This is a genomic window from Sphingobium wenxiniae, from assembly GCF_007830065.1.
GTDB classification, from domain to species: domain Bacteria; phylum Pseudomonadota; class Alphaproteobacteria; order Sphingomonadales; family Sphingomonadaceae; genus Sphingobium; species Sphingobium wenxiniae.
In genome coordinates this window covers 107037-130313 of the sequence record NZ_VLKK01000008.1, presented here as the reverse complement: position 1 = coordinate 130313, position 23277 = coordinate 107037, and the positions used below count along the sequence as shown (strand labels likewise).

At 65.4% G+C, this 23277-nt stretch carries 24 protein-coding genes and 1 tRNA gene; 18 read left to right on the top strand and 7 right to left on the bottom strand.

Features of this window, described 5'->3' with window-relative positions; genetic code table 11:
- Positions 1-4 precede the first annotated feature (4 nt).
- From ubiB to infC, 7 genes are all read left to right on the top strand, one after another.
- Positions 5-1546 (top strand): 2-polyprenylphenol 6-hydroxylase, encoded by a 1542-nt coding sequence (gene ubiB / locus IQ35_RS12350; RefSeq protein WP_145073863.1) that lies wholly within the window; start codon positions 5-7, stop codon positions 1544-1546.
- Positions 1543-2802 carry a bifunctional phosphopantothenoylcysteine decarboxylase/phosphopantothenate--cysteine ligase CoaBC gene (gene coaBC, locus IQ35_RS12345; RefSeq protein WP_145073860.1) on the top strand — a complete coding sequence of 420 codons (1260 nt, stop codon included), beginning with the start codon at positions 1543-1545 and terminating at the stop codon, positions 2800-2802. Before ubiB ends, coaBC begins: the two co-directional genes overlap by 4 nt.
- Positions 2777-3241 (top strand): dUTP diphosphatase, encoded by a 465-nt coding sequence (gene dut, locus IQ35_RS12340; protein WP_145073857.1) that lies wholly within the window; start codon positions 2777-2779, stop codon positions 3239-3241. Before coaBC ends, dut begins: the two co-directional genes overlap by 26 nt.
- Entirely contained in the window at positions 3238-4005 is a 768-nt protein-coding gene (locus IQ35_RS12335; RefSeq protein WP_145073854.1) for a HesA/MoeB/ThiF family protein, read from the top strand. The genes dut and IQ35_RS12335 overlap by 4 nt, the downstream gene beginning before the upstream one ends.
- Entirely contained in the window at positions 3993-4358 is a 366-nt protein-coding gene (locus IQ35_RS12330; protein ID WP_145073851.1) for a DsrE family protein, read from the top strand. The genes IQ35_RS12335 and IQ35_RS12330 overlap by 13 nt, the downstream gene beginning before the upstream one ends.
- Positions 4359-4459: 101 nt before the next feature.
- Positions 4460-6451, top strand: coding sequence for a threonine--tRNA ligase (thrS, locus tag IQ35_RS12325; protein ID WP_145073959.1), 1992 nt, complete (start codon positions 4460-4462; stop codon positions 6449-6451).
- A gap of 127 nt (positions 6452-6578) precedes the next feature.
- Entirely contained in the window at positions 6579-7112 is a 534-nt protein-coding gene (infC, locus tag IQ35_RS12320; RefSeq protein WP_031290734.1) for a translation initiation factor IF-3, read from the top strand.
- Between the two features lie 233 nt (positions 7113-7345).
- Here the strand turns inward: infC and msrA are convergent, their stop codons facing one another.
- Both msrA and IQ35_RS21230 read right to left on the bottom strand, forming a co-directional pair.
- Positions 7346-8017, bottom strand: coding sequence for a peptide-methionine (S)-S-oxide reductase MsrA (gene msrA, locus IQ35_RS12315; RefSeq protein WP_021244138.1), 672 nt, complete (start codon positions 8015-8017; stop codon positions 7346-7348).
- A complete protein-coding gene (locus IQ35_RS21230; protein ID WP_021244137.1) occupies positions 8004-8156 on the bottom strand; it encodes a hypothetical protein in 153 nt (50 codons plus the stop codon). The genes msrA and IQ35_RS21230 overlap by 14 nt, the downstream gene beginning before the upstream one ends.
- A gap of 464 nt (positions 8157-8620) precedes the next feature.
- Between IQ35_RS21230 and IQ35_RS12310 the strand changes: the two genes are divergently transcribed.
- From IQ35_RS12310 to IQ35_RS12300, 3 genes are all read left to right on the top strand, one after another.
- Positions 8621-8941 (top strand): DMT family transporter, encoded by a 321-nt coding sequence (locus IQ35_RS12310; protein ID WP_021244136.1) that lies wholly within the window; start codon positions 8621-8623, stop codon positions 8939-8941.
- 78 nt (positions 8942-9019) lie between these two features.
- Positions 9020-11302 (top strand): glycoside hydrolase family 3 N-terminal domain-containing protein, encoded by a 2283-nt coding sequence (locus IQ35_RS12305; protein WP_145073848.1) that lies wholly within the window; start codon positions 9020-9022, stop codon positions 11300-11302.
- Between the two features lie 117 nt (positions 11303-11419).
- Entirely contained in the window at positions 11420-13288 is a 1869-nt protein-coding gene (locus IQ35_RS12300; RefSeq protein WP_145073845.1) for an ABC-F family ATP-binding cassette domain-containing protein, read from the top strand.
- Between the two features lie 4 nt (positions 13289-13292).
- Here the strand turns inward: IQ35_RS12300 and IQ35_RS12295 are convergent, their stop codons facing one another.
- Together IQ35_RS12295 and IQ35_RS12290 are read right to left on the bottom strand one after the other, a co-directional pair.
- On the bottom strand, positions 13293-14393 hold the full coding sequence (locus tag IQ35_RS12295) for an AI-2E family transporter (RefSeq protein ID WP_021244133.1): 1101 nt from the start codon (positions 14391-14393) through the stop codon (positions 13293-13295).
- A gap of 52 nt (positions 14394-14445) precedes the next feature.
- Positions 14446-15696, bottom strand: coding sequence for a YceI family protein (locus tag IQ35_RS12290; RefSeq protein ID WP_021244132.1), 1251 nt, complete (start codon positions 15694-15696; stop codon positions 14446-14448).
- 192 nt (positions 15697-15888) lie between these two features.
- Between IQ35_RS12290 and IQ35_RS12285 the strand changes: the two genes are divergently transcribed.
- Positions 15889-16326: an acyl-CoA thioesterase gene (locus IQ35_RS12285; RefSeq protein ID WP_021244131.1), complete on the top strand. Its 438-nt coding sequence runs from the start codon at positions 15889-15891 to the stop codon at positions 16324-16326.
- Positions 16327-16330: 4 nt separating this feature from the next.
- On the opposite strand, the gene IQ35_RS12280 is transcribed toward IQ35_RS12285, so the two are convergent.
- A complete protein-coding gene (locus tag IQ35_RS12280; RefSeq protein WP_145073842.1) occupies positions 16331-16714 on the bottom strand; it encodes a DUF983 domain-containing protein in 384 nt (127 codons plus the stop codon).
- Positions 16715-16848: 134 nt separating this feature from the next.
- Between IQ35_RS12280 and pabB the strand changes: the two genes are divergently transcribed.
- The 3 genes from pabB to IQ35_RS12270 all read left to right on the top strand — a co-directional run bounded on the left by pabB (position 16849) and on the right by IQ35_RS12270 (position 19992).
- Complete coding sequence (pabB, locus tag IQ35_RS21505) at positions 16849-18030, top strand: aminodeoxychorismate synthase component I (protein ID WP_021244129.1); 1182 nt, start codon at positions 16849-16851, stop codon at positions 18028-18030.
- A 33-nt stretch (positions 18031-18063) separates the two neighbouring features.
- Complete coding sequence (locus IQ35_RS21500) at positions 18064-18687, top strand: aminotransferase class IV (RefSeq protein WP_021244128.1); 624 nt, start codon at positions 18064-18066, stop codon at positions 18685-18687.
- A gap of 102 nt (positions 18688-18789) precedes the next feature.
- Entirely contained in the window at positions 18790-19992 is a 1203-nt protein-coding gene (locus IQ35_RS12270; protein WP_021244127.1) for a pyridoxal phosphate-dependent aminotransferase, read from the top strand.
- A gap of 185 nt (positions 19993-20177) precedes the next feature.
- Here the strand turns inward: IQ35_RS12270 and IQ35_RS12265 are convergent.
- Positions 20178-20264: transfer RNA gene (locus IQ35_RS12265), tRNA-Tyr, on the bottom strand.
- A 99-nt stretch (positions 20265-20363) separates the two neighbouring features.
- Between IQ35_RS12265 and IQ35_RS12260 the strand changes: the two genes are divergently transcribed.
- Positions 20364-21107 carry a TrmH family RNA methyltransferase gene (locus IQ35_RS12260; protein ID WP_145073839.1) on the top strand — a complete coding sequence of 248 codons (744 nt, stop codon included), beginning with the start codon at positions 20364-20366 and terminating at the stop codon, positions 21105-21107.
- A 27-nt stretch (positions 21108-21134) separates the two neighbouring features.
- The gene (locus tag IQ35_RS12255; protein WP_021244125.1) at positions 21135-21893 is read left to right on the top strand and encodes a hypothetical protein; all 759 of its coding nucleotides are present in this window, start codon (positions 21135-21137) and stop codon (positions 21891-21893) included.
- A gap of 132 nt (positions 21894-22025) precedes the next feature.
- Here IQ35_RS12255 and IQ35_RS12250 read toward each other — a convergent pair whose 3' ends face one another.
- Positions 22026-22343: a 2Fe-2S iron-sulfur cluster-binding protein gene (locus IQ35_RS12250; RefSeq protein ID WP_021244124.1), complete on the bottom strand. Its 318-nt coding sequence runs from the start codon at positions 22341-22343 to the stop codon at positions 22026-22028.
- A 77-nt stretch (positions 22344-22420) separates the two neighbouring features.
- On the opposite strand from IQ35_RS12250, the gene IQ35_RS12245 reads away from it, so the two are divergent.
- Positions 22421-23038 carry a DNA-3-methyladenine glycosylase family protein gene (locus IQ35_RS12245; RefSeq protein ID WP_145073836.1) on the top strand — a complete coding sequence of 206 codons (618 nt, stop codon included), beginning with the start codon at positions 22421-22423 and terminating at the stop codon, positions 23036-23038.
- 3 nt (positions 23039-23041) lie between these two features.
- A complete protein-coding gene (locus tag IQ35_RS12240; RefSeq protein WP_021244122.1) occupies positions 23042-23269 on the top strand; it encodes a DUF2188 domain-containing protein in 228 nt (75 codons plus the stop codon).
- Positions 23270-23277 lie beyond the last annotated feature (8 nt).

The following is a 23277-nucleotide window of genomic DNA, read 5'->3' as shown; positions in this document are numbered from 1 at the left end:
CGCCGTGCCTTCCCATGTCACGCATATCTGGCGGCTGCTGAAATGGGGCCGCACGCTGGCGCGGCATGGCGCGTTGCGCGGGATCGAGCGCGATCCGCTAACCCCCGCGCCCGTGCGGCGGCTGGTGCGGCTGGCTCGCTTCGGCGCGCGCGTGCCGAAACAGCCGCGCTATGCCGATGCGTTTCAGGCCATCGGCCCCGCTGCGATCAAGCTGGGGCAGACGCTCGCGACTCGGCCCGATCTGGTCGGCGACGAGGCAGCGAACGACCTGCTGCGCTTGCAGGACGCCCTGCCGCCGGTGCCGGTCGCGATCATCCGCGCTCAGATCGAGCAGAGCTTCGGACGGCCGCTGGAGGCCGTCTACAGCCGTTTCGATGACGTGCCGGTGGGCGCCGCCTCCATCGCGCAGGTGCATCGCGCCGTCACCGCCGATGGCCGCGATGTGGCGGTGAAGGTGATCCGCCCCGGCGTGATCGACCGCTTCAACCGCGACATACAGACTTATGAATGGGGCGCCGCCCATCTGGAGATGCTGGGCGGTGAAGCGGCGCGCCTGCGCCCGCGCCTGGTCATCGCCAACATGAAACGGTGGACGGCGCGGGAACTCGACCTGCGACGCGAGGCAGCGTCAGCCTCCGAACTCGCCGAAGCGATGGAGGCGATGCCCGGATACCGCATCCCCGCCATCGACTGGGACCGCACGACCGGCAAGGTCATGACGATGGAGTGGGTCGACGGCGTCAAGATCTCCGACCGCGACGCACTGATCGCCGCCGGACATGACGTGAAGGACATCGCGGCGCGGCTCGTCAACGCATTCCTGCGGCAGGCGATCGCGGAAGGTTTCTTCCACGCCGACATGCATCAGGGGAACCTGTTCGTGACGGCGAACGGCGATATCGTCGCTATCGACTTCGGCATCATGGGCCGGATCGACCGCCGTGCGCGCATGTGGCTGGCCGAGATTCTCTACGGTCTCATCACCGGCAATTATCGGCGCGTCGCCGAAATCCATTTCGAGGCGCAATATGTGCCCGCCCATCATGACGTGGCGGAGTTCGCGACCGCGCTGCGCGCCGTGGGCGAGCCGATGCGCGGCAAGCCGGTGCGCGAACTGTCGGTCGGCGGGATGCTGGACGGCCTGTTCGCCATCACCCGCGATTTCGACATGCAGACGCAGCCCCATTTGCTGCTCCTCCAGAAAACGATGGTGATGGTGGAGGGCGTGGCGACCGCACTCGATCCCGACATCAACCTGTGGGAAACGAGCGGCCCCTATGTGAAGGAATGGCTGCGGACCGAACTGGGGCCGGAAGCCAAGGCCGCCGACACGCTGATCGAGAATTGGCGCACGCTGCAACGCTTGCCGGGGCTGGTGCGGCGGATCGAGGACGCCTTCCCCGAAAAGGGCGGCGCGCCCCCGCCTCCGCCGCTCAGCGAAATCAGGGTCATCCGCATCGGCGGCGGCTGGCGCTATGCCGTGGTGGCGGTCATCGCGGCGGCGACTGGAGCGATCGTTACGGCGCTGCTACATCTGCATATATGACTCAGCCTCGCGTCCTTCTCATCGTCTCCGGCGGCATTGCGGCCTATAAGTCGTTGGAGCTTGTCCGGCTGCTGCGAAAGCGCGGCATCGCGGTGCGCGCCGTGCTGACGGCGGCGGCGGAGAAGTTCGTGACGCCGCTGTCGCTGGGCGTGCTGACCGAGGATCATGTCTATGGCGACATGTTCGACCTGAAGGAAGAGCGCGAGATCGGGCATATCCAGCTTTCGCGTCAGGCCGATCTGGTCGTGGTCGCGCCCGCCACCGCCGACATATTGGCCAAGATGGCGGCGGGCATCGCCGACGATCTGGCCACGACGCTGCTGCTCGCCACCGACAAGCCGGTGCTGGCCGTGCCCGCGATGAACGTCCGCATGTGGCACCATGCCGCGACGCAGCGCAACCTCGCGCAGCTTCGCGAGGACGGCGTGCACATCATGGAGCCGGACAGCGGCGAGATGGCCTGCGGCGAATATGGCAGGGGCCGCCTGCCCGAACCGGAGCAGATCGCGACGGAGATCGCGCGGCTGATCGCCCTGCCCTCGCCCACCGATCCGCTCGCGGGTCAGCCGGATTTCGAAGGGCCTGAACTGCCGTTGACGGGCAGGCATATCCTCATCACCGCCGGGCCGACGCATGAGCCGATCGACCCGGTGCGCTACATCGCCAACCGATCGTCGGGCAAGCAGGGTTTCGCCATCGCCGCCGCCGCCGCGCGGGCAGGCGCGCGGGTGACTTTGGTCGCCGGGCCGGTGAACCTCCCTACGCCGCAAGGCGTGGAGCGCATGAACGTGGAAACCGCGCGGGAGATGATGGCGGCGGTCGAAGCGGCCCTTCCCGCCGACGCCGCGATCATGGTCGCCGCCGTCGCCGACTGGCGCACGGCGGACGCGTCCGGGCAGAAGATCAAGAAGGACGGATCGGGCAAGCCCGCGCCGCTTTCGCTGGTTGAAAATCCCGACATCCTCGCGACGCTCGGCAAACATGGGCAGCGCCCCACGCTGCTGATCGGCTTCGCCGCCGAAACCGAAAAGGTCACCGACCATGCCCGCGCCAAGCTGGCGAAGAAAGGCGCGGACTGGATCGTCGCCAATGACGTGTCAGGCGCCCCCGGAGCAAGCGTGATGGGCGGCGACGCGAACAGCGTTCATATCGTCACGGCCGACGGCATCGAAAGCTGGGAAAACCTGCCCAAGGATGTTGTCGCCACCCGCCTCATCGAAAAGGTCGCCCATGCCCTCTCCGCTCGTCCCGATTGAAATAAGGCTGAAGCGCCTGCCCCATGGCGAAGGGTTGCCCACGCCCGCTTATGCGACCGAACATGCGGCAGGCATGGATGTGGTATCGGCGGAAGATGTCACGATTGCACCCGGCGGCCGCTATGCCGTTGCAACCGGCTTCGCCATGGCCATCCCCGAAGGCTATGAAGTGCAGGTGCGCCCGCGTTCGGGCCTGGCCTTGAAGCACGGCATCAGCCTGCCCAACACGCCGGGCACCATCGACGCCGACTATCGCGGCGAACTCAAGGTGATCCTCATCAATCTGGGTGACACACCCTTCATCATCGCGCGCGGCGATCGGATCGCGCAGCTTGTGGCCGCCCCGGTCCAGATGGCGCGCTTCGCCGAAGTCAAGGAACTGGACGACACCGCGCGGGGTTCAGGGGGTTTCGGCTCCACGGGCATCGCTTCCTCATGACGCTGACCGACGACCAGCTCGAACGCTATGCGCGCCACATCGTCCTCAAGGAGATCGGCGGCGCGGGGCAGGCGCGGCTGCTGTCGGCGGATGTGGCGGTGATCGGCGCGGGCGGCATCGGCAGTCCGGCGATCCTCTATCTGGCCGCGGCGGGCGTCGGCACCATCCGGGTGATCGACGATGACGCGGTGGCGCTCTCCAACTTGCAGCGGCAAGTGCTGTTCGGCACCGCCGACATCGGCGCGTCCAAGGCGGAGGCCGCCATGGCCGCCGTCGCCCGGCTCAATCCCGACGTGAAGCTGATCCCCATCAACGCCCGCATCGATGCGGAAAATGCAGGGTTGATGCTGCGCGAGGCGGACGTGGTGCTGGACGGCTGCGACAGTTTCGCGACGCGCCTCGCGGTCGCCGACGCCGCGCAGGCGCTGCGTATCCCGCTGGTGTCGGCTGCGGTCGGCCCGTTCGAGGGGCAACTCGCCACCTATCGCGGATGGGAAAGGGACAAGCCCTGCTATCGCTGCCTTGTCGGTACGCCGGAGGACGCGGCGGAGCGCAATTGCGCGGAAACCGGCGTCATTGGCGCGCTGACCGGCGTGATGGGCAGCCTCGCCGCGCTGGAGGTGATCCGCGCGCTGGTTCCCTTTGGCGAGGACAGCGCGGGCAAGCTGCTGCTCTGCGACCTGCTCTCCATGCGGTTCCGCACCCTTACGGTGCCCAAGGACCCGGCCTGTCCCGCCTGCGCGGTGGAACTGTGCGCGAACTGAGGATCATCGTTGCCTGCGCGGATTCAGAGCGGTTGCGCGCCGCCCTGGTGACGGCATCGGCGCAGGCGGCGCTGGGCGGCAAGGCAGCGGTCTTCCTGCAACTCGACGCCGTGGCCCTGCTCCGCGCGCCCATCGCGGCCCGCCTGGACGAGGCGCATGAAGCGGCGGGTCTGCCGACGCTGGCGCTGCTGCTGGAGGACGCGGTCGCTTTGGGCGTCGCGCTCTTCGCCTGCCAGAGCGGATTGGCGCTGTCGAACCTGTCCGCGAGCGACCTGCCCAAAGGCGTGGAGATGAGCGGCCCGATCGCTTTCCTCCAGCAGACCAGCGGCGACGCCCGCCTCCTGTTCGCCTGACCCGGGCACAGCCCTTCTATTGACAGGCGGGATGGCCCATTTAAGGGGAAGGCGCGGCCTTTGCGCCCATCCACATAAATGAAAGTCATCCCGTGTCCGCCATGCTCAAGATCACCCTGCCCGATGGTTCCGTGCGCGAAGTCGCGCCCGGCACTACCCCGGCGGACATTGCGGCGGCGATCGGGCCGGGCCTGGCCAAGGCCGCCATCGCGGCGCGGGTCGATGGCGAGCTGCGCGACATCACGCGCCCGCTGGAGGCAGACGCCGCGCTCGCGCTGGTGACGGCGAAGGATGAAGCCGACGCGCTGGAACTGGCGCGCCACGATTTCGCGCATCTGCTGGCCGAAGCGGTGCAGCAACTCTTTCCCGGCACGCAGATCACTTTTGGCCCCGCGACCGAGGACGGCTTTTACTACGACTTCGCGCCCGATCCGAAGCGCGGCCCCTTCACCGAGGAAGACCTGCCCGTCATCGAGGAAAAGATGCGGGAACTCATCCGCGCCGACAAGCCGCTGCGCCGCGAAGTGTGGAGCCGCGAGGACCTGATCGCGCGCTGGCAGGCGGAGGGGGAGACGTTCAAGGCGCAGTGGGCCGCTGAACTGCCCGAGGGCGAGGAACTGACGGTCTACTGGTCGGGCAATGACTGGCTCGACATGTGCCGGGGGCCGCACCTCGCCTCGACGGGAAAGCTCGACCCGCAGGCGTTCAAGCTGACCCGCGTGTCGGGCGCTTACTGGCGCGGCGATCAGAAGAACGCGATGCTTTCGCGCATCTACGGCACCGGCTGGCTCAACAGGAAACAGCTCGACGCGCATCTTCACATGCTGGAGGAAGCGGGCAAGCGCGACCATCGCAAGCTGGGCGCGGAAATGGACCTGTTTCACCTCCAGGCCGAAGCGCATGGCTCCGTCTTCTGGCACCCCAAGGGCTATATCATCTGGCGGCAACTGGAATCTTACCTCCGCCGCCGGCTCGACGCGGCGGGCTATCAGGAAGTGAAGACGCCGCAGATCATGGACGCCCGCCAGTGGGAGCAATCCGGCCACTGGGGCAAATATCGCGAGAATATGTTCGTCATCCCCGACGAGGTGCCGAACACCGAGGATGAAGGCCCGGTCGTATCGCATGACGCGGCATGGATGGCGCTCAAGCCCATGAACTGTCCCGCGCATGTCCTGATCTTCCGCCAGGGGATCAAGAGCTATCGCGATCTGCCGCTCCGCATGGCGGAAATGGGCTGCTGCCACCGCAACGAACCGCATGGCGCGCTGCACGGCCTGATGCGCGTGCGCCAGTTCACGCAGGACGACGCGCATATATTCTGCCGCGAAGACCAGCTGGTGAGCGAGGTCGCGCAATTCTGCGACCTGCTGGATGTGGTATATAAGGATCTGGGCTTCGCGGACTATGCCATCAAGCTGGCGCTCCGCCCGGAAAAGCGGTTCGGCACCGACGAAATGTGGGACTGGTCCGAACAGTCGCTGCGCGATGCCGTCGCCGCGACGGGCCGCAACACGGCCGAATGGGGATGGGAAGAATTACCGGGCGAAGGCGCCTTCTACGCGCCCAAGCTGGAGTTCCACCTGACCGACGCGATCGGGCGGACGTGGCAGGTCGGCACGATCCAGACCGACACGGTGCTGCCCGAACGACTCGACGCCAGCTATGTGGGCGAGGACGGCGAACGGCACCGGCCGGTGATGCTCCACAGGGCGATCCTGGGCAGCTATGAACGCTTCATCGGCATATTGATCGAACATTATGCGGGCAAATTTCCGCTCTGGCTCGCCCCTGTTCAGGCGGTCGTGGCGACCATCGTATCGGATGCGGACCCTTATGCACAGGAAGTTGTCGAGAAGCTCCGTGCCGCCGGAATCCGCACCGAAGCGGACGTACGGAACGAGAAGATCAACTACAAGGTGCGCGAGCATAGCCTTGCAAAAGTGCCCAATCTGCTGGTCGTCGGAAGGCGCGAGGCGGAGGAAGGCACCGTGGCGCTGCGCGAACTGGGCAAGGAGGGGCAGACCATCCTTTCGCTCGACGACGCCATCGCCCGACTTGCAAAAGAGGCGCTGGCTCCCGATATGCGGTGAGGCTGCCATGCCACAGGGGGACCGGCAATCCGCAACTGCGGACTTGCCGCCCCTTTCGGCTTTGCGCTAAAGGCGCATCCACCGACATTTTTGAACGACCATAGGAGATACCGCTATACGTCCCCCAATGATGCGCCGTCCAATGGCGCCGCCGCCGAAGTCCGGTCCCCGTTATAATGAGTTCATCACCGTGCCCAAGGTGCGGGTGATCGACGACGAAGGCGAAAATCTGGGCGTGATGTTGACGCAGGAGGCGATGGAGCGCGCTTACGAGATCGGGCTGGACCTGGTCGAAGTGTCGCCGACCGCCGATCCGCCGGTCTGCAAGTTTCTGGACATCGGCAAGTTCAAGTACGAAGCGCAGAAAAAGGCGAATATCGCCCGCAAGACCCAGAGGACGCAGGAACTCAAAGAGATCAAGATGCGTCCCAACATCGACGATCATGACTATGATACGAAGATGAAGAAGGTGCATGATTTCATCGGCGAAGGCGACAAGGTGAAGATCACCCTGCGCTTCCGCGGCCGCGAATTGTCGCACCAGCAGCTCGGTATGCAGTTGCTCCAGCGCGTCGCGGAAAATGTGGCGGAGATCGCCAAGGTCGAAGCCTATCCCCGCATGGAAGGCCGCCAGATGCTGATGGTGCTCGCGCCGAAATAAGCGGTGCGCTTTCCTTCGAATAGCACGCCATCGGGCGGAGACTGGCGACAGGCTCCGCCCGATGGCTTTTGGCGGACAATGGGATTCGGCCATTTCCGCCATTCACTATCCGTCATTCCAGCGAAAGCTGGGATCTCCGCTTAGGCTGGGTCGTGCCTAAGAAGAGAGATGCCAGCTTTCGCTGGCATGACGAATAGCTATGTCTCCCACCCAAAAACCGACAATCCATCAGATCAAGCCGAAGGCTTGTCGCGATAAAGCGCCGGAAACATTGCCTTGAGCGCCGCTACCTTCTGCGCGTCCCATCTCAGAATATAGAAATGGCGCGGATGGCGGCGCATGAAATCCTGATGATAGCTGTCCGCGTCCTGAAAGCCGGTGAACCGCTCCACCCGCGTCACGACGGGATCGCGCCACAACCCTGCCTTGCCCAATTGCACCAGATAGGCTTTGGCGGCCTTCCCTTGTTCCGCGTTCAACGGGAAGAGGGCGCTGCGATATTGCGTGCCCCGGTCCGGCCCTTGCGCATTGAGCGTCGTCGGGTCCGCAATCACGGAAAAGAATATCCGCAGCAGCGCGCCATAGCTCACCTGACCGGGATCATAGGTGACGCGCACGGCTTCGGCATAGCCGGTATCGCCTTCGCTTACCCGTCCATAATCCACCTTGCGCCCGCGCGGCCCGCCTGCAAAGCCCGACACGGCAAGGTGAACGCCCTTCACATGGGAAAACACGCCTTCCACGCCCCAGAAGCAGCCGCCCGCGAAAATAGCGGTTTCGAGCTTCCGGACGGGATTTGCATCAATCGCCGGAACCGGCGCAAGCGCCGCCCTTTCGGCACGCAGCGGAGAAGCGGCGGCCAGCGCCGCGAAAAGTGCAAGAAGGATACCGTCAGCGCGCCGCATATTCCGCCGTCGGCGCGGCGTTGGCGTAGGGCGCGATCATCGACGGCTCTTCATGATGGAAAACGAACATGCCGATCGTCCCAAGGACGAATCCGCCCAGAAAGCGAAGGAACAGGTCGGATCTCAAAAAAGCCTTCATGGGCATCTTGTCCTCGGGTCGCTTTCCGCAGCCAGCGCCCTATTGTCGATGAGTGCCCATGAACATTCATCGGAAGGCGGCCGGCTGCGGCAAAGGAAATCAAGTTTCGGTTCGAAACGCGATATAGAACGCGCCGCGCCAATCGCAAGACGGCGCGGCGGGGAAAAGACCGTTTTCCTCTTCTCATCGCCGCCTCCAGTTCTGTTGCCAACCGAATGATGGGCCTGGGGCGGGCGACCATAGCTGAGTCGCACCGTCTTCGCGGCCTGGCCGGTCGCAAAGGCTCTACGAAAGGCCCACGCGATAGCAAGAAGAATGGCGGATAACAGAAGCCGTGTCTTTTTGGTCGTTTCTGGACATTCCAGTCCTGTCCACTATAGCCTCCCCGGCGTGGCGCCTCTTTCGGGTTTCCGGCCCGCGCGCTTTCCCCCTTCGAGCCTGATCAACAAAAGGAGCGCTTGGCAATGGCGTGGCTGATTCTCGGCATCGCGGTCGTCACTGAAATCATCTGGGCGCTCAGCCTCAAATGGGCCGCCACCGTCGGCCAGTGGCAAGCGGCGCTGGTGCCCATCACCTTGAGCTTCGTGAACATGGGCCTGCTGGCGCTGGCGATGAAGGGCCTGCCCGCCGGAACCGCCTATGCGATCTGGACCGGCCTTGGCGCGGTGGGGGTCATCATCGGCGGGGTGATCCTCTTCGGCGACCGGGTGACGCCGGTGCAGGCGGCTTTCATGGCGCTTACCGTGATCGGCGTGGTAGGGACCAAACTGTTCGCCTCGGCGTGACGCGCTGCAACATAGGGTGCGGTCATGCGTTTGGTGGACAAGCTGCATTCATATGGACCCTGTTACGCCCCCGCTTCGATGAGTCTTGACCGCCGTTCCCTCCTGACCGCGTCGCTTGCGGCGTTCCTGACTTTACCCATCCCGCGCCGGGCCTTCGCTCTCGCCGCCAATGACGTGGCGCGGGTGGACGACCTTATTTCCCGCATGACGCTGGAGGAGAAGGCCGGGCAAATGACCTGCCTTGCCGACAGTTTCCGCCCGTTCAACCCGCCGAACCCCCAGGTGGGCATCCAGGATGAAAAGCGCCTCGCCGGGGAAATCCGCAAGGGGCGCGTCGGGTGCCTCTTCAACGGCATCGGCGTGGCGGGCGGACGCCGTGCCCAGGACATCGCGGTCAAGGACAGCCGCCTCGGCATCCCGCTGCTCTTTGCAGGCGACGTGATCCACGGCCTCAAGACCATCTTCCCGGTGCCGCTGGGCGAAGCGGCCAGCTTCGATCCGGAACTGGCGCGCAGAACATCCCGCGCGATGGCGGTTGAAGCGACGGCGGCGGGCCTGCACCTGACCTTTGCTCCCATGGTCGATGTGGCGCGCGACCAGCGCTGGGGCCGCGTGGTGGAAGGGGCGGGAGAGGATGTGACCCTCACCAGCCTTTTCGCCGCTGCCCGCGTGCGCGGGTTTCAGGGGGGCGACCTGCGCCGCGACGACAGCCTGCTCGCCTGCCCCAAGCATTTCGCCGCCTATGGCGCGGTCGCTGCGGGCCTGGAATATGGCAATGTCGACATTTCGGACGAGACGCTGCGGGAAACGCACATCCCGCCCTTTGGCTCGGCCTTCGCGGCGGGCGCGCTCACGACCATGGCCGCCTTCAACGAGATCAACGGCGTCCCGGCCACCGCCGACCGGGAGCTTCTGACCGATCTGCTGCGCGGCGAGATGGGTTTCCGGGGTTTCGTCTTTTCCGACTATACGGCGGACGAGGAACTGGTCGCCCATGGCTTCGCGCAGGACGACCGGGACGCCGCGCGCCTTGCGGTGCTTGCCGGGGTCGACATGTCGATGCAGAGCGGCCTCTTCATCAAATATCTGCCCGATCTGGTGAAGAGCGGCGCGGTGCCCGAAGGCACCATCGACGTCGCCGTCCGCCGCATCCTCTATGTGAAGGCCGCCATCGGCCTGTTCGACAATCCCTATCGCTCGCTGGACGAAGCTGCGGAAAAGAGCCGCATCGCCACACCGGGCCATCGCGCGCTCGCCCGCGAATCCGCCACCCGCTCGGTTGTGCTGCTCAAAAATGAGGGCGTCTTGCCCCTCGCCCCAACGGGGCGGCAGAAAATCGCCCTCATCGGTCCCTTCGGCGAGGACAAGGCGAATCTCTATGGGCCATGGGCTTTCTATGGCGATCCCGACAAGGGCGTGGACATTGCCACCGGCTTGCGCGCCGTGATGCCCGATCCGTCGCTGCTCACCATCGTCAGGGGTTGCGGCGTCCGCAAACCGATAGACGATGGCATCGTAAAAGCGGTGGAAGCCGCCAAGGCCGCCGACATCGTCCTCCTCGCCATCGGCGAATCGCAGGATATGTCCGGCGAGGCCCAGTCCCGCACCGTCATCGAAATCCCCGCCGCGCAGCAGGCGCTGGCCGATGCTGTCGCCGCCGCGGGCAAGCCCGTCGTCGTCCTGCTCCGCCATGGCCGCGCGCTTGCCTTGCACGATGGCGTGGCGAATGCGCAGGCGATCCTCGCGACATGGTTCCTGGGTTCGGAAACCGGCCACGCCATTGCCGATCTGCTTTTCGGGCGGGCCGATCCTTCCGGCAAATTGCCCGTCAGCTTCCCATGGGAATCGGGGCAGGAACCTTTCTTCTACGACCGCAAGTCGACAGGCCGTCCCGTCACCGACAATGGCGGCAACGAATATAAGGCGCGCTATGCCACCACCGACAACAGCGCCCGCTTTCCCTTCGGCCACGGCCTGTCCTACACGCAATTCGTGCTGGAGGACTTGAAGCTTTCCGACACCGCGCTCCGCTGGGACCGCGCTATCGAGGTGACGGCGCGCGTCCGCAACACCGGCGACCGTCCCGGCAGCGAAGTGGTGCAACTTTACACCCGCGATCGGGTCGCCAGCCGCACCCGCCCGATCCGCGAGTTGAAGCGCATCGAGCGCGTGACGCTTAGCGCCGGGCAAAGCAAGCTGGTCCGCTTCTCCCTATCCCGCACCGATCTGGAATTTGTGGGGTCCGGCAACAAGCGCATCGCCGAACCTGGCCTGTTCGACTTGTGGCTGGGGCAGTCTTCGCAAGGCGGCCTCCACGCGCAGTTCACCCTTTATGCGGAACAGCCCTCCAGGAAAGGGTAGCGGCAGTTAGTGGGTTGAACGGTGGATAGGGGTGCCCACAAAGGGCATAAACAACCACCGTGCTTTCTCTGCCGTCACCGGTTTCCCCCCGCCGCGAAAATAGGCTAGGGGGCCGCCATGCTTAACTTGAACGGTATCACCGTGCGCCTTGGCGGACGCACCATCCTTGACCGCGCCGCCGCCGCGCTGCCGCCGCGCAGCCGGGTCGGCCTCATCGGCCGCAACGGAGCGGGCAAGTCCACGCTGATGAAGGTGATGATCGGCCAGATCGATCCGGACGAAGGCAGTTGCGACATGCCCCGCGACACGCGGCTGGGCTATATCGCGCAGGAAGCCCCTGCCGGCACCGCCACGCCCTTCGAAACGGTGCTCGCCGCCGACAAGGAGCGCGCCGTCCTGATGGCGGAGGCGGAGCATACCGAAGACCCCGACCGCCTCGGCCACATCTATGAGCGGCTGAACGCCATCGACGCCTACACCGCCCCGGCCCGCGCCGCCCGCATCCTCGTCGGCCTCGGCTTCGACGAGGAGATGCAGGGCCGCCCGCTCGACAGCTATTCGGGCGGCTGGAAGATGCGCGTGGCCCTCGCTTCGCTGCTTTTTTCGCAGCCCGAACTGCTGCTGCTCGACGAACCGTCCAACCATCTCGACCTTGAAGCGACGATGTGGCTGGAAAGCTTCCTCAAAAACTATCGCGGCACCGTGGTCGTCATCAGCCATGAGCGCGACCTGCTCAACAATGTGGTCGACCACATCCTGCATCTGGAGGGAGGCAAGGTGACGCTCTACCCCGGCGGCTATGACGCCTTCGAGCGCCAGCGCGCCGAACGCCTCGCCCAGCAGGAAGCCGCCCGCTCGAAACAGCAGGCCGAACGGGAGAAGTTGCAGGATTACATCGCCCGCAACTCCGCGCGCGCCTCCACCGCGAAGCAGGCCCAGTCCCGCGCCAAGGCGCTCGCCCGGATGCAGCCCATCGCGGCGGCTATCGAAGATCCGACGCTGGCCTTCACCTTCCCCAGCCCGCCCGAACTGCGCCCGCCGCTCATCACCATGGACATGGCGGCGGTCGGCTATGGCGACACGCCGATCCTGAAGCGTGTCAACCTGCGCATCGACCCGGACGACCGCGTCGCGCTGCTCGGCCGCAACGGCAATGGCAAGACCACGCTGGCACGCCTGATGGCCGCGCAGCTTGCGCCCATGGAAGGCGCGATCAACAGCTCCGCCAAGATGAGCGTCGGCTATTTCACCCAATATCAGGTGGAGGAACTGGACGTTACCGACACGCCGCTTGAACATATGAGCCGCGTGATGAAGGGCGCGACCCCCGCCGCCGTCCGCGCCCAGCTGGGCCGCTTCGGCTTTTCCGGCGAGCGCGCCACGCAGAAGGTCGGCAGCATGTCGGGCGGCGAGAAAGCGCGCCTCGCCCTCGCGCTCATCACCCGCGATGCGCCGCATCTGCTGATCCTCGACGAGCCGACCAACCACCTCGACGTCGACAGCCGCGAGGCGCTGGTGCAGGCGCTCAACGAATATTCGGGTGCGGTGGTGATCGTCAGCCACGACCGCCACATGATCGAGCTCGCCGCCGACCGCCTCGTGCTGGTGGATGGCGGCACCGCACAGGAATTTGCGGGCAGCCTCGACGACTATACCGACATTGTCCTGCGCAAGGCGGACAGCAACGGCAGCGGCGGCGATACGCCCAAGCCCGACCGCAAGGCCGAAAAGCGCAACGCCGCGCAATGGCGCGAAAAGCAGAAGGCGTTGAAAGCCGCTGTCGGCAAGGCGGAAAAGGAAATGGCGACGCTGGGCGCGGAACGCACCCGCATCGATCAGGCGCTGTTCGACCCCAAGTCAGCGACCGGCGCGGAGGCGAAGATGAGCATGACCGACCTGATGGTGAAGCGCGCCGCCGTCGAAAGGAAGCTGGAGGCCGCGGAGGAAGCCTGGATGGAAGCCAGCGCCGCGCTGGAAGAGCTTTAGGCGCTTATTCCGTCTCGTCGGCCAGCGGCCCTTCCATCCCGCCGGGGCGGCGCATCCGCGTCACGATGTTCCACGTCGCGATGAACAGCGATGCGATCACAGGCCCGATGATGATGCCGTTGATCCCGAACAGCTCGATCCCGCCCAGCGTGGTGATCAGCACGACATAATCGGGAATCCGCGTTTCCCGCCCGACAAGGATGGGGCGCAGCACATTGTCGACCATCCCGATCACGAAGATTCCGCAAAAGACGAGGATCAGCCCCTTCACCAGCGCACCGGTCGCCAGCAGGTAGATCGCGACCGGCACCCAGACGAGGCCGGTGCCGACGGCGGGCAACAGGGACGCGCATCCCATCAGCACGCCCCACAGCAGCGCGCCCGGTATCCCCAGCGCCCAGAAAGCGATGCCGCCGATCAGCCCCTGCACGATGGCGACCACCAGGCTGCCCTTGATGGTCGCGCGCACGACGATGACGAACTGCTGCATCAGCGCATGGCGCGGGGTGGCGCGCAGAGGCGCGGCCCTGTCGAGCATCGCGACCAGATTGCTCCCGTCGCGCAGCAGGAAGAAAGTGAGATACAGCATCACGCCCAGCGCCAGCACGAAACCCATGGCGCTTTGCCCGATGGAGAGCGCCTGCCCCGCGAGCGTTTGGAAGCTCGACGCGATGCCGTCGGTCAACATGTCCCGCACCGTGGCGAAATTGGTGATGCCCAGCCGTTCCAGCCATGCCGAAGCCCAATCGGGCAGGCTGGCCTGAAAGCGATTGAATATCTCCGCGATATTGATCTGGCCCGATTGCAGGCGGCCGTAAAAATAGCTGGCCTCCTGCACCAGCGCCATGGCCAACACGATGGCGGGCACGATGACGATGGCCAGGATGAGGAGCAGCGTCAGCAGCGCCGCGCCGTTGCGCCGCCCCGGCATCGCCGCCAGCAGTTGCTGATTCACCGGCGCGAACAGGATCGCCACGATCACGCCCCACAGGATCGCCGCGCCGAAAGGCTCGATCACCCAGGCAAAGGCGATGGTGACGAGCAGGACGAGGGCGAGAAAGACTCCGTCCTCGATGCGCGTGCTCTGCGGTTTGTCAGCGTTCATGGATCAGCCAATGCCATGCTTTCGGGTGCAAATCCATGACCCTCCGGTAGCTCTACCGCCGAGCAGCGGAGAAACTGAAATCCACCGATACGCTGGGGTCCAGCCCGCTGCTGCTGTCCCCGTTCCCGACGCCGAAGGGCGCGCGGGCGATGGTGGCGGAGCCTGAGACCTTCCGCCTGTCGCCGCTGCCCGACAGGGTGAAGCGGATGCTTTGCCGACGGCTCACGCCTTTGAGCGTCAGCGTGCCGGACGCGCGATAGCCGTTTGCGCCCGTCTTCTGCGCCCCCTTGGCGACGAAGCGCGCGGAGGGATGCGCGGCCGTGCCGAAAAACTCGTCGCCCGCCAGCATCCCGTCCTGATAGGCATTGCCCACGCTTGCGCTGGCGAGGTCTATGTCGACGCGGATGTCGGCGCTTTCGGGATGGTCGGGGTCCATCGCGATCTTCGCCGTCCACCTGGAGAAGCTGCCGCTGATCGTCTCACCGCCATTGCCGACGGAAAAGCCGATCCGTCCGCCCGGCTGCACCGCCCATGGCGGGGGCGGTCCGAGGGGCGTTTCTTCCGGCGCGGCGACATTATCGGCGGCGGACGTTGCGGCATTGTCCGCCGCCTCGACCTTGTTCCCGACCGGCGCGGGCGCCGCCTCCGCCCCCTCCATGGCATCCATGGCATTGAGCGCCGCCGGTTGCGCTGCCGCTGCCTTGGGCGCCGGGGCGGGGAGGATTGCCTTCCCCAGCACCAGCCCGCCCAGCACCAGCGCGGGCAGCAGCACCAGCAGCACCGGCGAGCGCGCGGGCATCATCCGCCAGATCAGCCCGTCCCGTAGCAGCACATGATGGCGGAGCGCGCCCGCGACATGCAGCAGGAACAGCGCGATGCCGATCCAGGCGAGCAGCCCGTGCCCGCCCTCCGCCAGTTCATGCGCGCTTATCGGCAGCGGCAGATGAGGCAGAGGAATGACGCCGAAGATCAGCGTCGGCACCTTCACCTTGGCCGTCGACACCAGCGCCCAGCCCGTCAGCGGCGCGCCCAGCATGAAGAGATACAGCCCCGCATGGACCGTCTTCGCCAGCGCGCCTTGCCAGCCCCCTTCCACAGGCGCGGGGCGCGGCTTCCAATATCGCACCGCGATCCGCGCCAGCGTCAGGACGAGGATGGTGATGCCGACCGACTTGTGAAGCTGGAACAACGCGAAACCGCGCGCGCCCAGATCTTCCAGCGCCCATCCGACGCTGATCTGGAAGGCGAGCAGGATGGCGATGGTCCAATGGAGGAAGATGGCGGCAAGGCTGTATCGTTGCATCGGCGCGCTCCGGGGACAAAGGGAAGCGCAGGCTAGAAAAGCAGTCCCATGAAGTCCATCATTCCGTGCGGAAACGGATCGTTGCCGCCCGCTGTGTCAAAAAGGCCGCAGTGCTTCGACAATGCGCCTGTCGCGATTGCATCGGCGGCTTGCGCCAGTATGACGAAAGGATCACGCAGCGGAAAGCAGCAGATGGCAAAACCCGAATCCTGGCGCTTCAGCCCCGACGCCTACAGTTTCATCACGAGCATCGACACGCGCTTTCAGGACATCGATACGATGGGCCACATCAACAATGTGGCTATTTCCGGCATCTTCGAAACCGCCCGCATCCGCTTTCACCGTCATCTGGGCCGCCACCCGCAGGAACAGGGGGTGCGCTGGCTGGTCGCGGCGGTTTCCCTGAACTTCATCGAGGAAGCGCATTTCCCCTACCCCTTCGATATCCACTGCGCCATCGGCCATATCGGCCGCACGAGCTGGACGATCAGTTCCGCCGGATTTCAAAAGGGGGTGTGCGTCGCCACCTGCGACACGACGGTGGTGACCCATGGCCCGGAAGGACGCCGCGTCATCGACGACACACTGCGCGAGGCGATGGAGCGCAATTTCCTGCGGCGGCCCGCCTGACGGCTCAGGTAAAGCCGTGCATCCGCCGCGTCCACTGAAAGGCGATGACGGCGGCCTTGACCGGCTGGATCAGCGCGGCGCACAGGATCGCGGCCAGGGTGGGCCAGATCGCGGCCTGCCAGCCCAAGGGAATGGCGAAGGCGGCGTTCACCTCGATCATCAGCGGCACCAATATATGCCCCATCAGCAGGATGACGATATAGGCCGGGAAATCGTCCGCCTGATGCACGTCCCACTGCTGCCCGCAATGGGCGCAGGCTTGGACCGGCTTCAAATAGCGCGCGAACATCTTCCCCTGCCCGCAGGCCGGGCAAAGTCCCCTGACGGCAAGGGCGAAGGCGGGGCCGAACGGGCGATCGGTAGGCCGGGGCGGCTGGCTGTCGGTCATGGATTTTGCGCTAGAGCATTTTCAGGTCGGGTGGAACACCCGACGACCTGGAAAATTCAATCCTACCGGATCACGCCCGCCTGAACCGAAAGGGGAGCCTTCCGCCCGGGCCAAAGCCTGCTAAGAGAAGCGCCATGCGCTTGCCCAGCCCCCAGGAAGTCTTCGCCCTGTTCGATGACGCGCGTGCGCATAATGCGGCCCCCGCGCGTCTCTACCGCGATCCGGTGGCGACGATCGTGGCGCAGCGCCAGGCCGAAGTGCAGCCCGCGCTCGACCGGCTTGCCGAAGCGCGGGAACAGGGCCTCCATGCCGCCGGCTTCCTGAGTTACGAGGCCGGACTGGCGCTGGAGGACCGCCTGCGGCCCATCGCCCTGCGCCGGGAAGACAGCGCGCCGCCGGGCGCACCGCCCCTGCTGTGGTTCGGCCTGTTCGAAGGATGCCGCCTGATCGATCCGGGCGAGTTGCCGGGCCTGCTGCCCGCTCCCTCTCCTGCGGCGCTGTCCGCGCCCGGCCCGCTGATCGACGAAGCCGCCTATCGCCGCGCCTTCGACCGGGTGCGGGACTATATCCGGGCGGGCGACATCTATCAGGCGAACCTGACCTTTCCCTGCGACGTGCAGGTTCCCGGCGATCCGATGGCGTTCTACGCCGCCGTCCGGCCGCGCGCGGCGGCGGGTTATGGCGGGGTCGTCCGCACCGGCCGGCACAGCATATTGTCCTTTTCGCCGGAGCTTTTCTTCACGCAGGTTCGGGGGCAATTGACCGCCCGCCCCATGAAGGGCACCGCCCCGCGCGACGCGGACCCGGCCCGCGACGCGGCGTTGGCGCGGGAACTGGAGAGCGACCCCAAGCAGCGCGCCGAAAATCTGATGATCGTGGACCTCCTGCGCAACGACCTCTCGCGCGTGTCGCAGGCCGGGACGGTCACGGTCCCCGAACTGTTCCGGGTGGAAAGCTTTCCCACCGTGCATCAGATGGTGTCCACCGTCCGCGCCCGCATCCTGCCGGGCCTGTCGCCGGTGGATGTGCTGCGCGTCCTGTTTCCCTGCGGCTCCGTCACCGGCGCGCCGAAGGTCCGGGCGATGGAGGTCATCGATGCCGTCGAACCCTTTGCGCGAGGCATCTATACCGGCTCTGTCGGATGGATCGACCCGGAAGGGGACGCGGCCTTCAATGTTGCCATCCGCACGATTTGCGTCGAAGAGGGCAGCAGCGTGGGGCGGCTGGGCCTTGGGTCCGGCATCGTGGCGGATTCCGGCCCCGCATCCGAATGGGCGGAGTGCCTGGCCAAGGGGCGCTTCCTTTCCCATGCTTGACTTCTACCGCTTTTAGGGTTTGCAATGGGTGCGATGGCATTGGCTGACGGACGCTTCGACCTCTTGGAAACCATGGCCTTCGACCCGGTCGAAGGCATCCGGCTGCTGGAACTGCATCTGGAAAGGATGAAGACCAGCGCGCAGGCGCTCGACTTCGCGTTCGACCGGCACGAGGTGCGGAACGAGCTTCAGGCCGCCACCTTCCGCCTGCGCGAAAAGAGCCGCCTGCGCCTGCTGGCGTCCCGGCGCGGCGCCATCGCCATCGAAGTGCGGGAACATTGCACCTGGCCGCAGGCGATCATGCATGTCGCCATCGTCCCCCGCAATGCCTCCGCCGACGACGTGCGGTTCAGGCACAAGACGACGGATCGGTCGCTCTATCGCGATGCGTTGAAGCGCGGCGGCACCTTCGAGGTGTTGCTGACCGACGAGCAGGGTTTCCTGACCGAAGGCTGCTTTTCCACCATCTTCGTGGAACGCGGAGACAAGCTGCTGACGCCGCCATTGTCGCGCGGCCTGTTGCCCGGCATCCTGCGCCGGAGCCTGATCGACATGGGCGAAGCCGTCGAGGCGGACCTGCGCCCGCGCGATCTGGAAGGCGGCTTCTTCATCGGCAACGCCGCGCGCGGCATGGTGGCCGCCTCGCTGGTTCGATAGCTTTCGTCCTATCACCGGTTGCCCCTGCGTCCGTTGCGGATTAAGGGACGCCCCGTCCGCCTTTCTTGCGGGCCTAGGGGATTTTTCAGAAAGATTGTTGCCATGAGCCAGACTTCCGCCGCCCTCGGTCGTATCCAGCCCTCCGCCACGCTCGCCATGAGCGCGCGGGTCAACGCGCTGAAAGCCGAAGGCGTGGACGTGATCGGCCTGTCGGCGGGCGAACCCGATTTCGACACGCCCGACTTCGTCAAGGAAGCGGGTATCGCCGCGATTCGCAACAACCTGACCCGCTATACCGATGTGGACGGCACCGCCGACCTCAAGGAAGCGGTCGCCTTCAAGTTCAAGCGCGACAACGGCCTCGTCTACAAGCGCAGCCAGATCAGCGTGAACTCCGGCGGCAAGCACACGTTGTTCAATGCGCTGGTCGCGACCGTGGACGCGGGCGACGAAGTCATCATCCCCGCGCCCTATTGGGTGAGCTACCCCGACATCGTGAACTTCGCGGGCGGCACGCCGGTCTTCATCGAAGCGCCCGCGAGCCAGGGTTACAAGATCACCGCGGCGCAGCTCGAAGCCGCGATCACGCCCCGGACCAAATGGATCATCCTCAACTCGCCCTCCAACCCGTCGGGCGCGGCCTATTCGGCGGATGAACTGAGGGCGCTGGGCGACGTGCTGCTGCGCCACCGCCATGTGCTGGTGATGACCGACGACATGTATGAGCATGTCTGGTATGCGCCCACGCCCTTTGCGACCATCGCGCAGGTGTGCCCGGACCTGTATGAGCGCACGCTGACGGTCAATGGCTGCTCCAAGGCATTCTCCATGACCGGCTGGCGCATCGGTTTCGCGGGCGGGCCGGAATGGATCATCAAGGCGATGGGCAAGCTCCAGTCGCAGTCGACCTCCAATCCCTGCTCGATCAGCCAGGCGGCAGCCGTCGCCGCGCTGACCGGCGATCAGGACTTCCTGGAGGAACGCAACGCCGCCTTCCGGAAGCGCCGCGACATGGTCGTCGCCATGCTGAACGACGCACCGGGCCTCGATTGCCCGACGCCCGAAGGCGCTTTCTACGTCTATCCCGACGCCAGCGGCGTGATCGGCAAGACCACGCCCAAAGGGCAACTGATCGATAGCGACGAAGCGCTGATCGGCTATTTCCTCGACGAAGCGCGGGTTGCGGCGGTGCATGGTGCGGCCTTCGGCCTCTCGCCCGCCTTCCGCATCAGCTATGCGACCTCGGAAGAAACGCTGAAAAAGGCATGCACCCGGATTCAGGAAGCCTGCGCCGCGCTTAGATAAGAGCGAAACCGTCGGTCGGGGGCAGCCGGTTGGCGTCTGCCCCCTTCTACCGGCTCATGGCCTGTTTTGGATTGCGACGCGGATATTCTTGCGGCGCGCGCCGGGCTGTGCGCCGCCTGCGGAGCGCGGAGCGCCATCCATTCGGACAACGGCTCTGACGCCGTGCATCAGTGGCTGGCAGAAAATGGTGGACAGGGCTGGATTCGAACCAGCGTACGGGAAACCCGGGCAGATTTACAGTCTGCTGCCTTTAACCACTCGGCCACCTGTCCAGTCGCCTGACCGTTTCGGGGGTGCCCCAATCCGGTTGGAGGGCGCTCAATGACGAAAGGAGGCTTGCCTGTCAATGCTTCCCGTGAAAAGAGCGCGACATGAAGAAAAGAGGTCATCGCCCGACGGGGCACAAGGGCAACTATCCGCGCTTTTACGGGCGTCACGCCGTGATCGCAGCGCTGGCCAATCCGGATCGCGTGGTGCGCAAGATATGGGGCACGCGCGAGATGCTCAATGCGCTGGAGCTGCCGCCGGTGCTGCCCATCGTCTATGCCGACGTGGCGGATCTGGGGCGGATGGTGCCCGCCGATGCGCCGCATCAGGGCGTGGTCGCCGAAGTCGAGCCGCTCGACGATGTGTGGCTGGGCGACGCGCTGGAGGCCGGGCAGGACGACAGGCGGCCCGTGCTGGTGCTGGATCAGGTGACGGACCCGCATAATGTGGGCGCGATATTGCGTTCGGCGGCAGCGTTCGACGCGCTCTGCATCGTGACCCAGGACCGGCATGCGCCGCCCGAATCGGGCGTCCTGGCGCGGGCGGCTTCGGGAGCGCTGGAGATCGTGCCGTGGGTGCGCGTCGTGAATCTCGCCCGCGCGCTGGATGAGATCGCCGAGGCGGGCTATTGGCGCATCGGCCTGGATGGCGAGGCCGATACCGCGCTGGGCGAAGCGATCGGCGAATCGCGGGTGGCCTTGGTGCTGGGGGCCGAAGGCGAAGGGCTGCGGCATAACAGCATGGCGCATTGCGATATTCTGGCTAAACTGCCGATCAGTCCGCGCATGGAGAGCCTCAATGTCTCCAATGCCGCGGCCATTGCCCTCTATGCCGCCGCCAGCCGGTAGCGGCAGAGGAATAACAGGGATTTGACCATGTCCGTTCTGTTGCGCGCCGTGACGGCGCTTTCCGCCGCGCTGCTGCTGTCCGCTTGCCTGGTGACGCCGGGCAAGTTCGATTCCACGCTCGACATCCACGCCGATCGCAGCTTCACCTTCACCTACAAGGGGGAGATCATCGCGTCGGACCTTGGCAAGGATTTGCCGGGACCGGACGGGCTGGGCGACGAATCGGACGACGATGGCGTGGCCCCCACGACGCAGGACAGCGTCTACCGGACGGCGCGGGTCTGGCGGATCAAGGACGGAGCGGCGGAACAATCCTTCGCCAACCGCAAGGATGCTGGCGACGATGCGAAGATGCAGGCGATTGCCACCGCGCTGGCGAAGGAGAAGGGATTTCGCGCAGCCCGCTATCTGGGCGATCACAAGTTCGAGATCGACTATGCGATCAGCGGCAGGCTGGACCATGCCTTCCTCTTTCCCTTCAACACGGACGCGCAGATCGTGTTGCCCTTCGTCGCAGTGGAACTGCGCGGGGCGGACCGGGTGCGGGTGAAGGCGCCGGGCTTTTCCACCAGCTACGACAAGAGCCAGGGGCCGTCCATGGGCGGCTCAGGCGACGACGCGGCCAAGGCGCTGGACGGCACCTTCACGCTGACGACGGACGCCGAGATCGTGGCGCAGAATCAGGAGGACGGCGCGCAGGACACGCCGCAGGGCAAGCGGATCGTGTGGAAAGTGACACCGATGACCGCCGACGCGCCGAGCGCGACATTACGGGTGAGGCCATAATAGAGTCGGGAAGCGAGACTCAGAGCGTTTCCCATCGAGCGGAGCGGCTCCGAGTCGTTGACCGTGAACGGCCGGCTTGAATGTTCCGGTCGCAGCAGGGCGGGCTTATGCAGCGTCCGCCCTGCTTCGTTATCAATCCTCCGGCGCGATGGTGACGCGCATTCCGTCGAGATCGTCGGAGAATTGGATCTGGCAGGACAAACGGCTCTGTTCATTGCGTTCGTCGGAGCTGTCGAGCAGGTCGTTCTCATCCTCGCTCATGTCCGGCAGCTTGTCCGCGAAGGCCGGGTCGACATAGACATGGCAGGTCGCGCAGGAGCAGCAGCCGCCGCACAGCGCCAGAAGTTCGTCGAAGCCATTGTCCCGGATGATTTCCATGACCGACAGGCCGGCGGCGCCATCGACGGCCTGCTCCTTGCCCTCCCGGTTGACCACAATCAGCTTCGGCATATACCCAGTCCCCTAGTGAAATTTACCGCCGCTCTGACGAAAGACCGGCAGGAAATCAAGGGCGGGATAACAAAACAATGGTGGCGACGACCGAACAGTTGCGCGAAAGCATCGATGCGATAGCCGCACTGGAACCCGGTTTCGCCACGGTGCTGAGGGACATAGGCTATCCGGCGACGCGTATGCGCGCGGCTGGTTACGAAACGCTGCTCCGTACCATCGTGGGTCAGCAGGTGAGCGTCGCATCAGCGGCGGCGGTATGGCGCAGGCTGGAGACGGAACTAGGAGAAGGATGCGATCCCGCCGCCCTGCTCGCCCGTGATTTCGACGCGCTGCGGGCCTGCGGCCTATCACGGCAAAAACAGGGCTATGCCCGCAGCCTCGCCGAACTGGTGACGAGCGGCGCGCTGGACCTTCACGCCCTGCCCGCCGACGATGAGGAAGCCATAGCGCAACTGGTGCGGATCAAGGGCATCGGGCGCTGGTCGGCGGAAATCTACCTGCTCTTTGCCGAAGGACGGCCCGACATCTGGCCGGCGGGCGATCTGGCCGTGCAAATCGCGATCGGCCGCATATTGGACCTGCCCACCCGGCCGAGCGAGAAGATGATGCGCGATATGGCCGAACGCTGGCGCCCGCATCGCGGCGCGGCGGCCATCATGGCCTGGCACCATTATAATACGGAGGTTCTGTAACCGATGCCCCTGCCCCATGCGCGCTACATCGTCCTCAACCATGACGGCGAGTGGAAGATCAATCTGGACAACCGCTATTACGGCCCCTTCGCCACGCAGCGGGCCGCCGTCGACATGGCCACCGACACCGCGAAGAAAGCAGGTTCGGCTGGTTATCCCGCCACCGTCCTGTTGATGAACGGCACGGCGTTCGAGACATTGTGGAGCAGCGTGCCCGGCCATCCGGAATAAAATATATC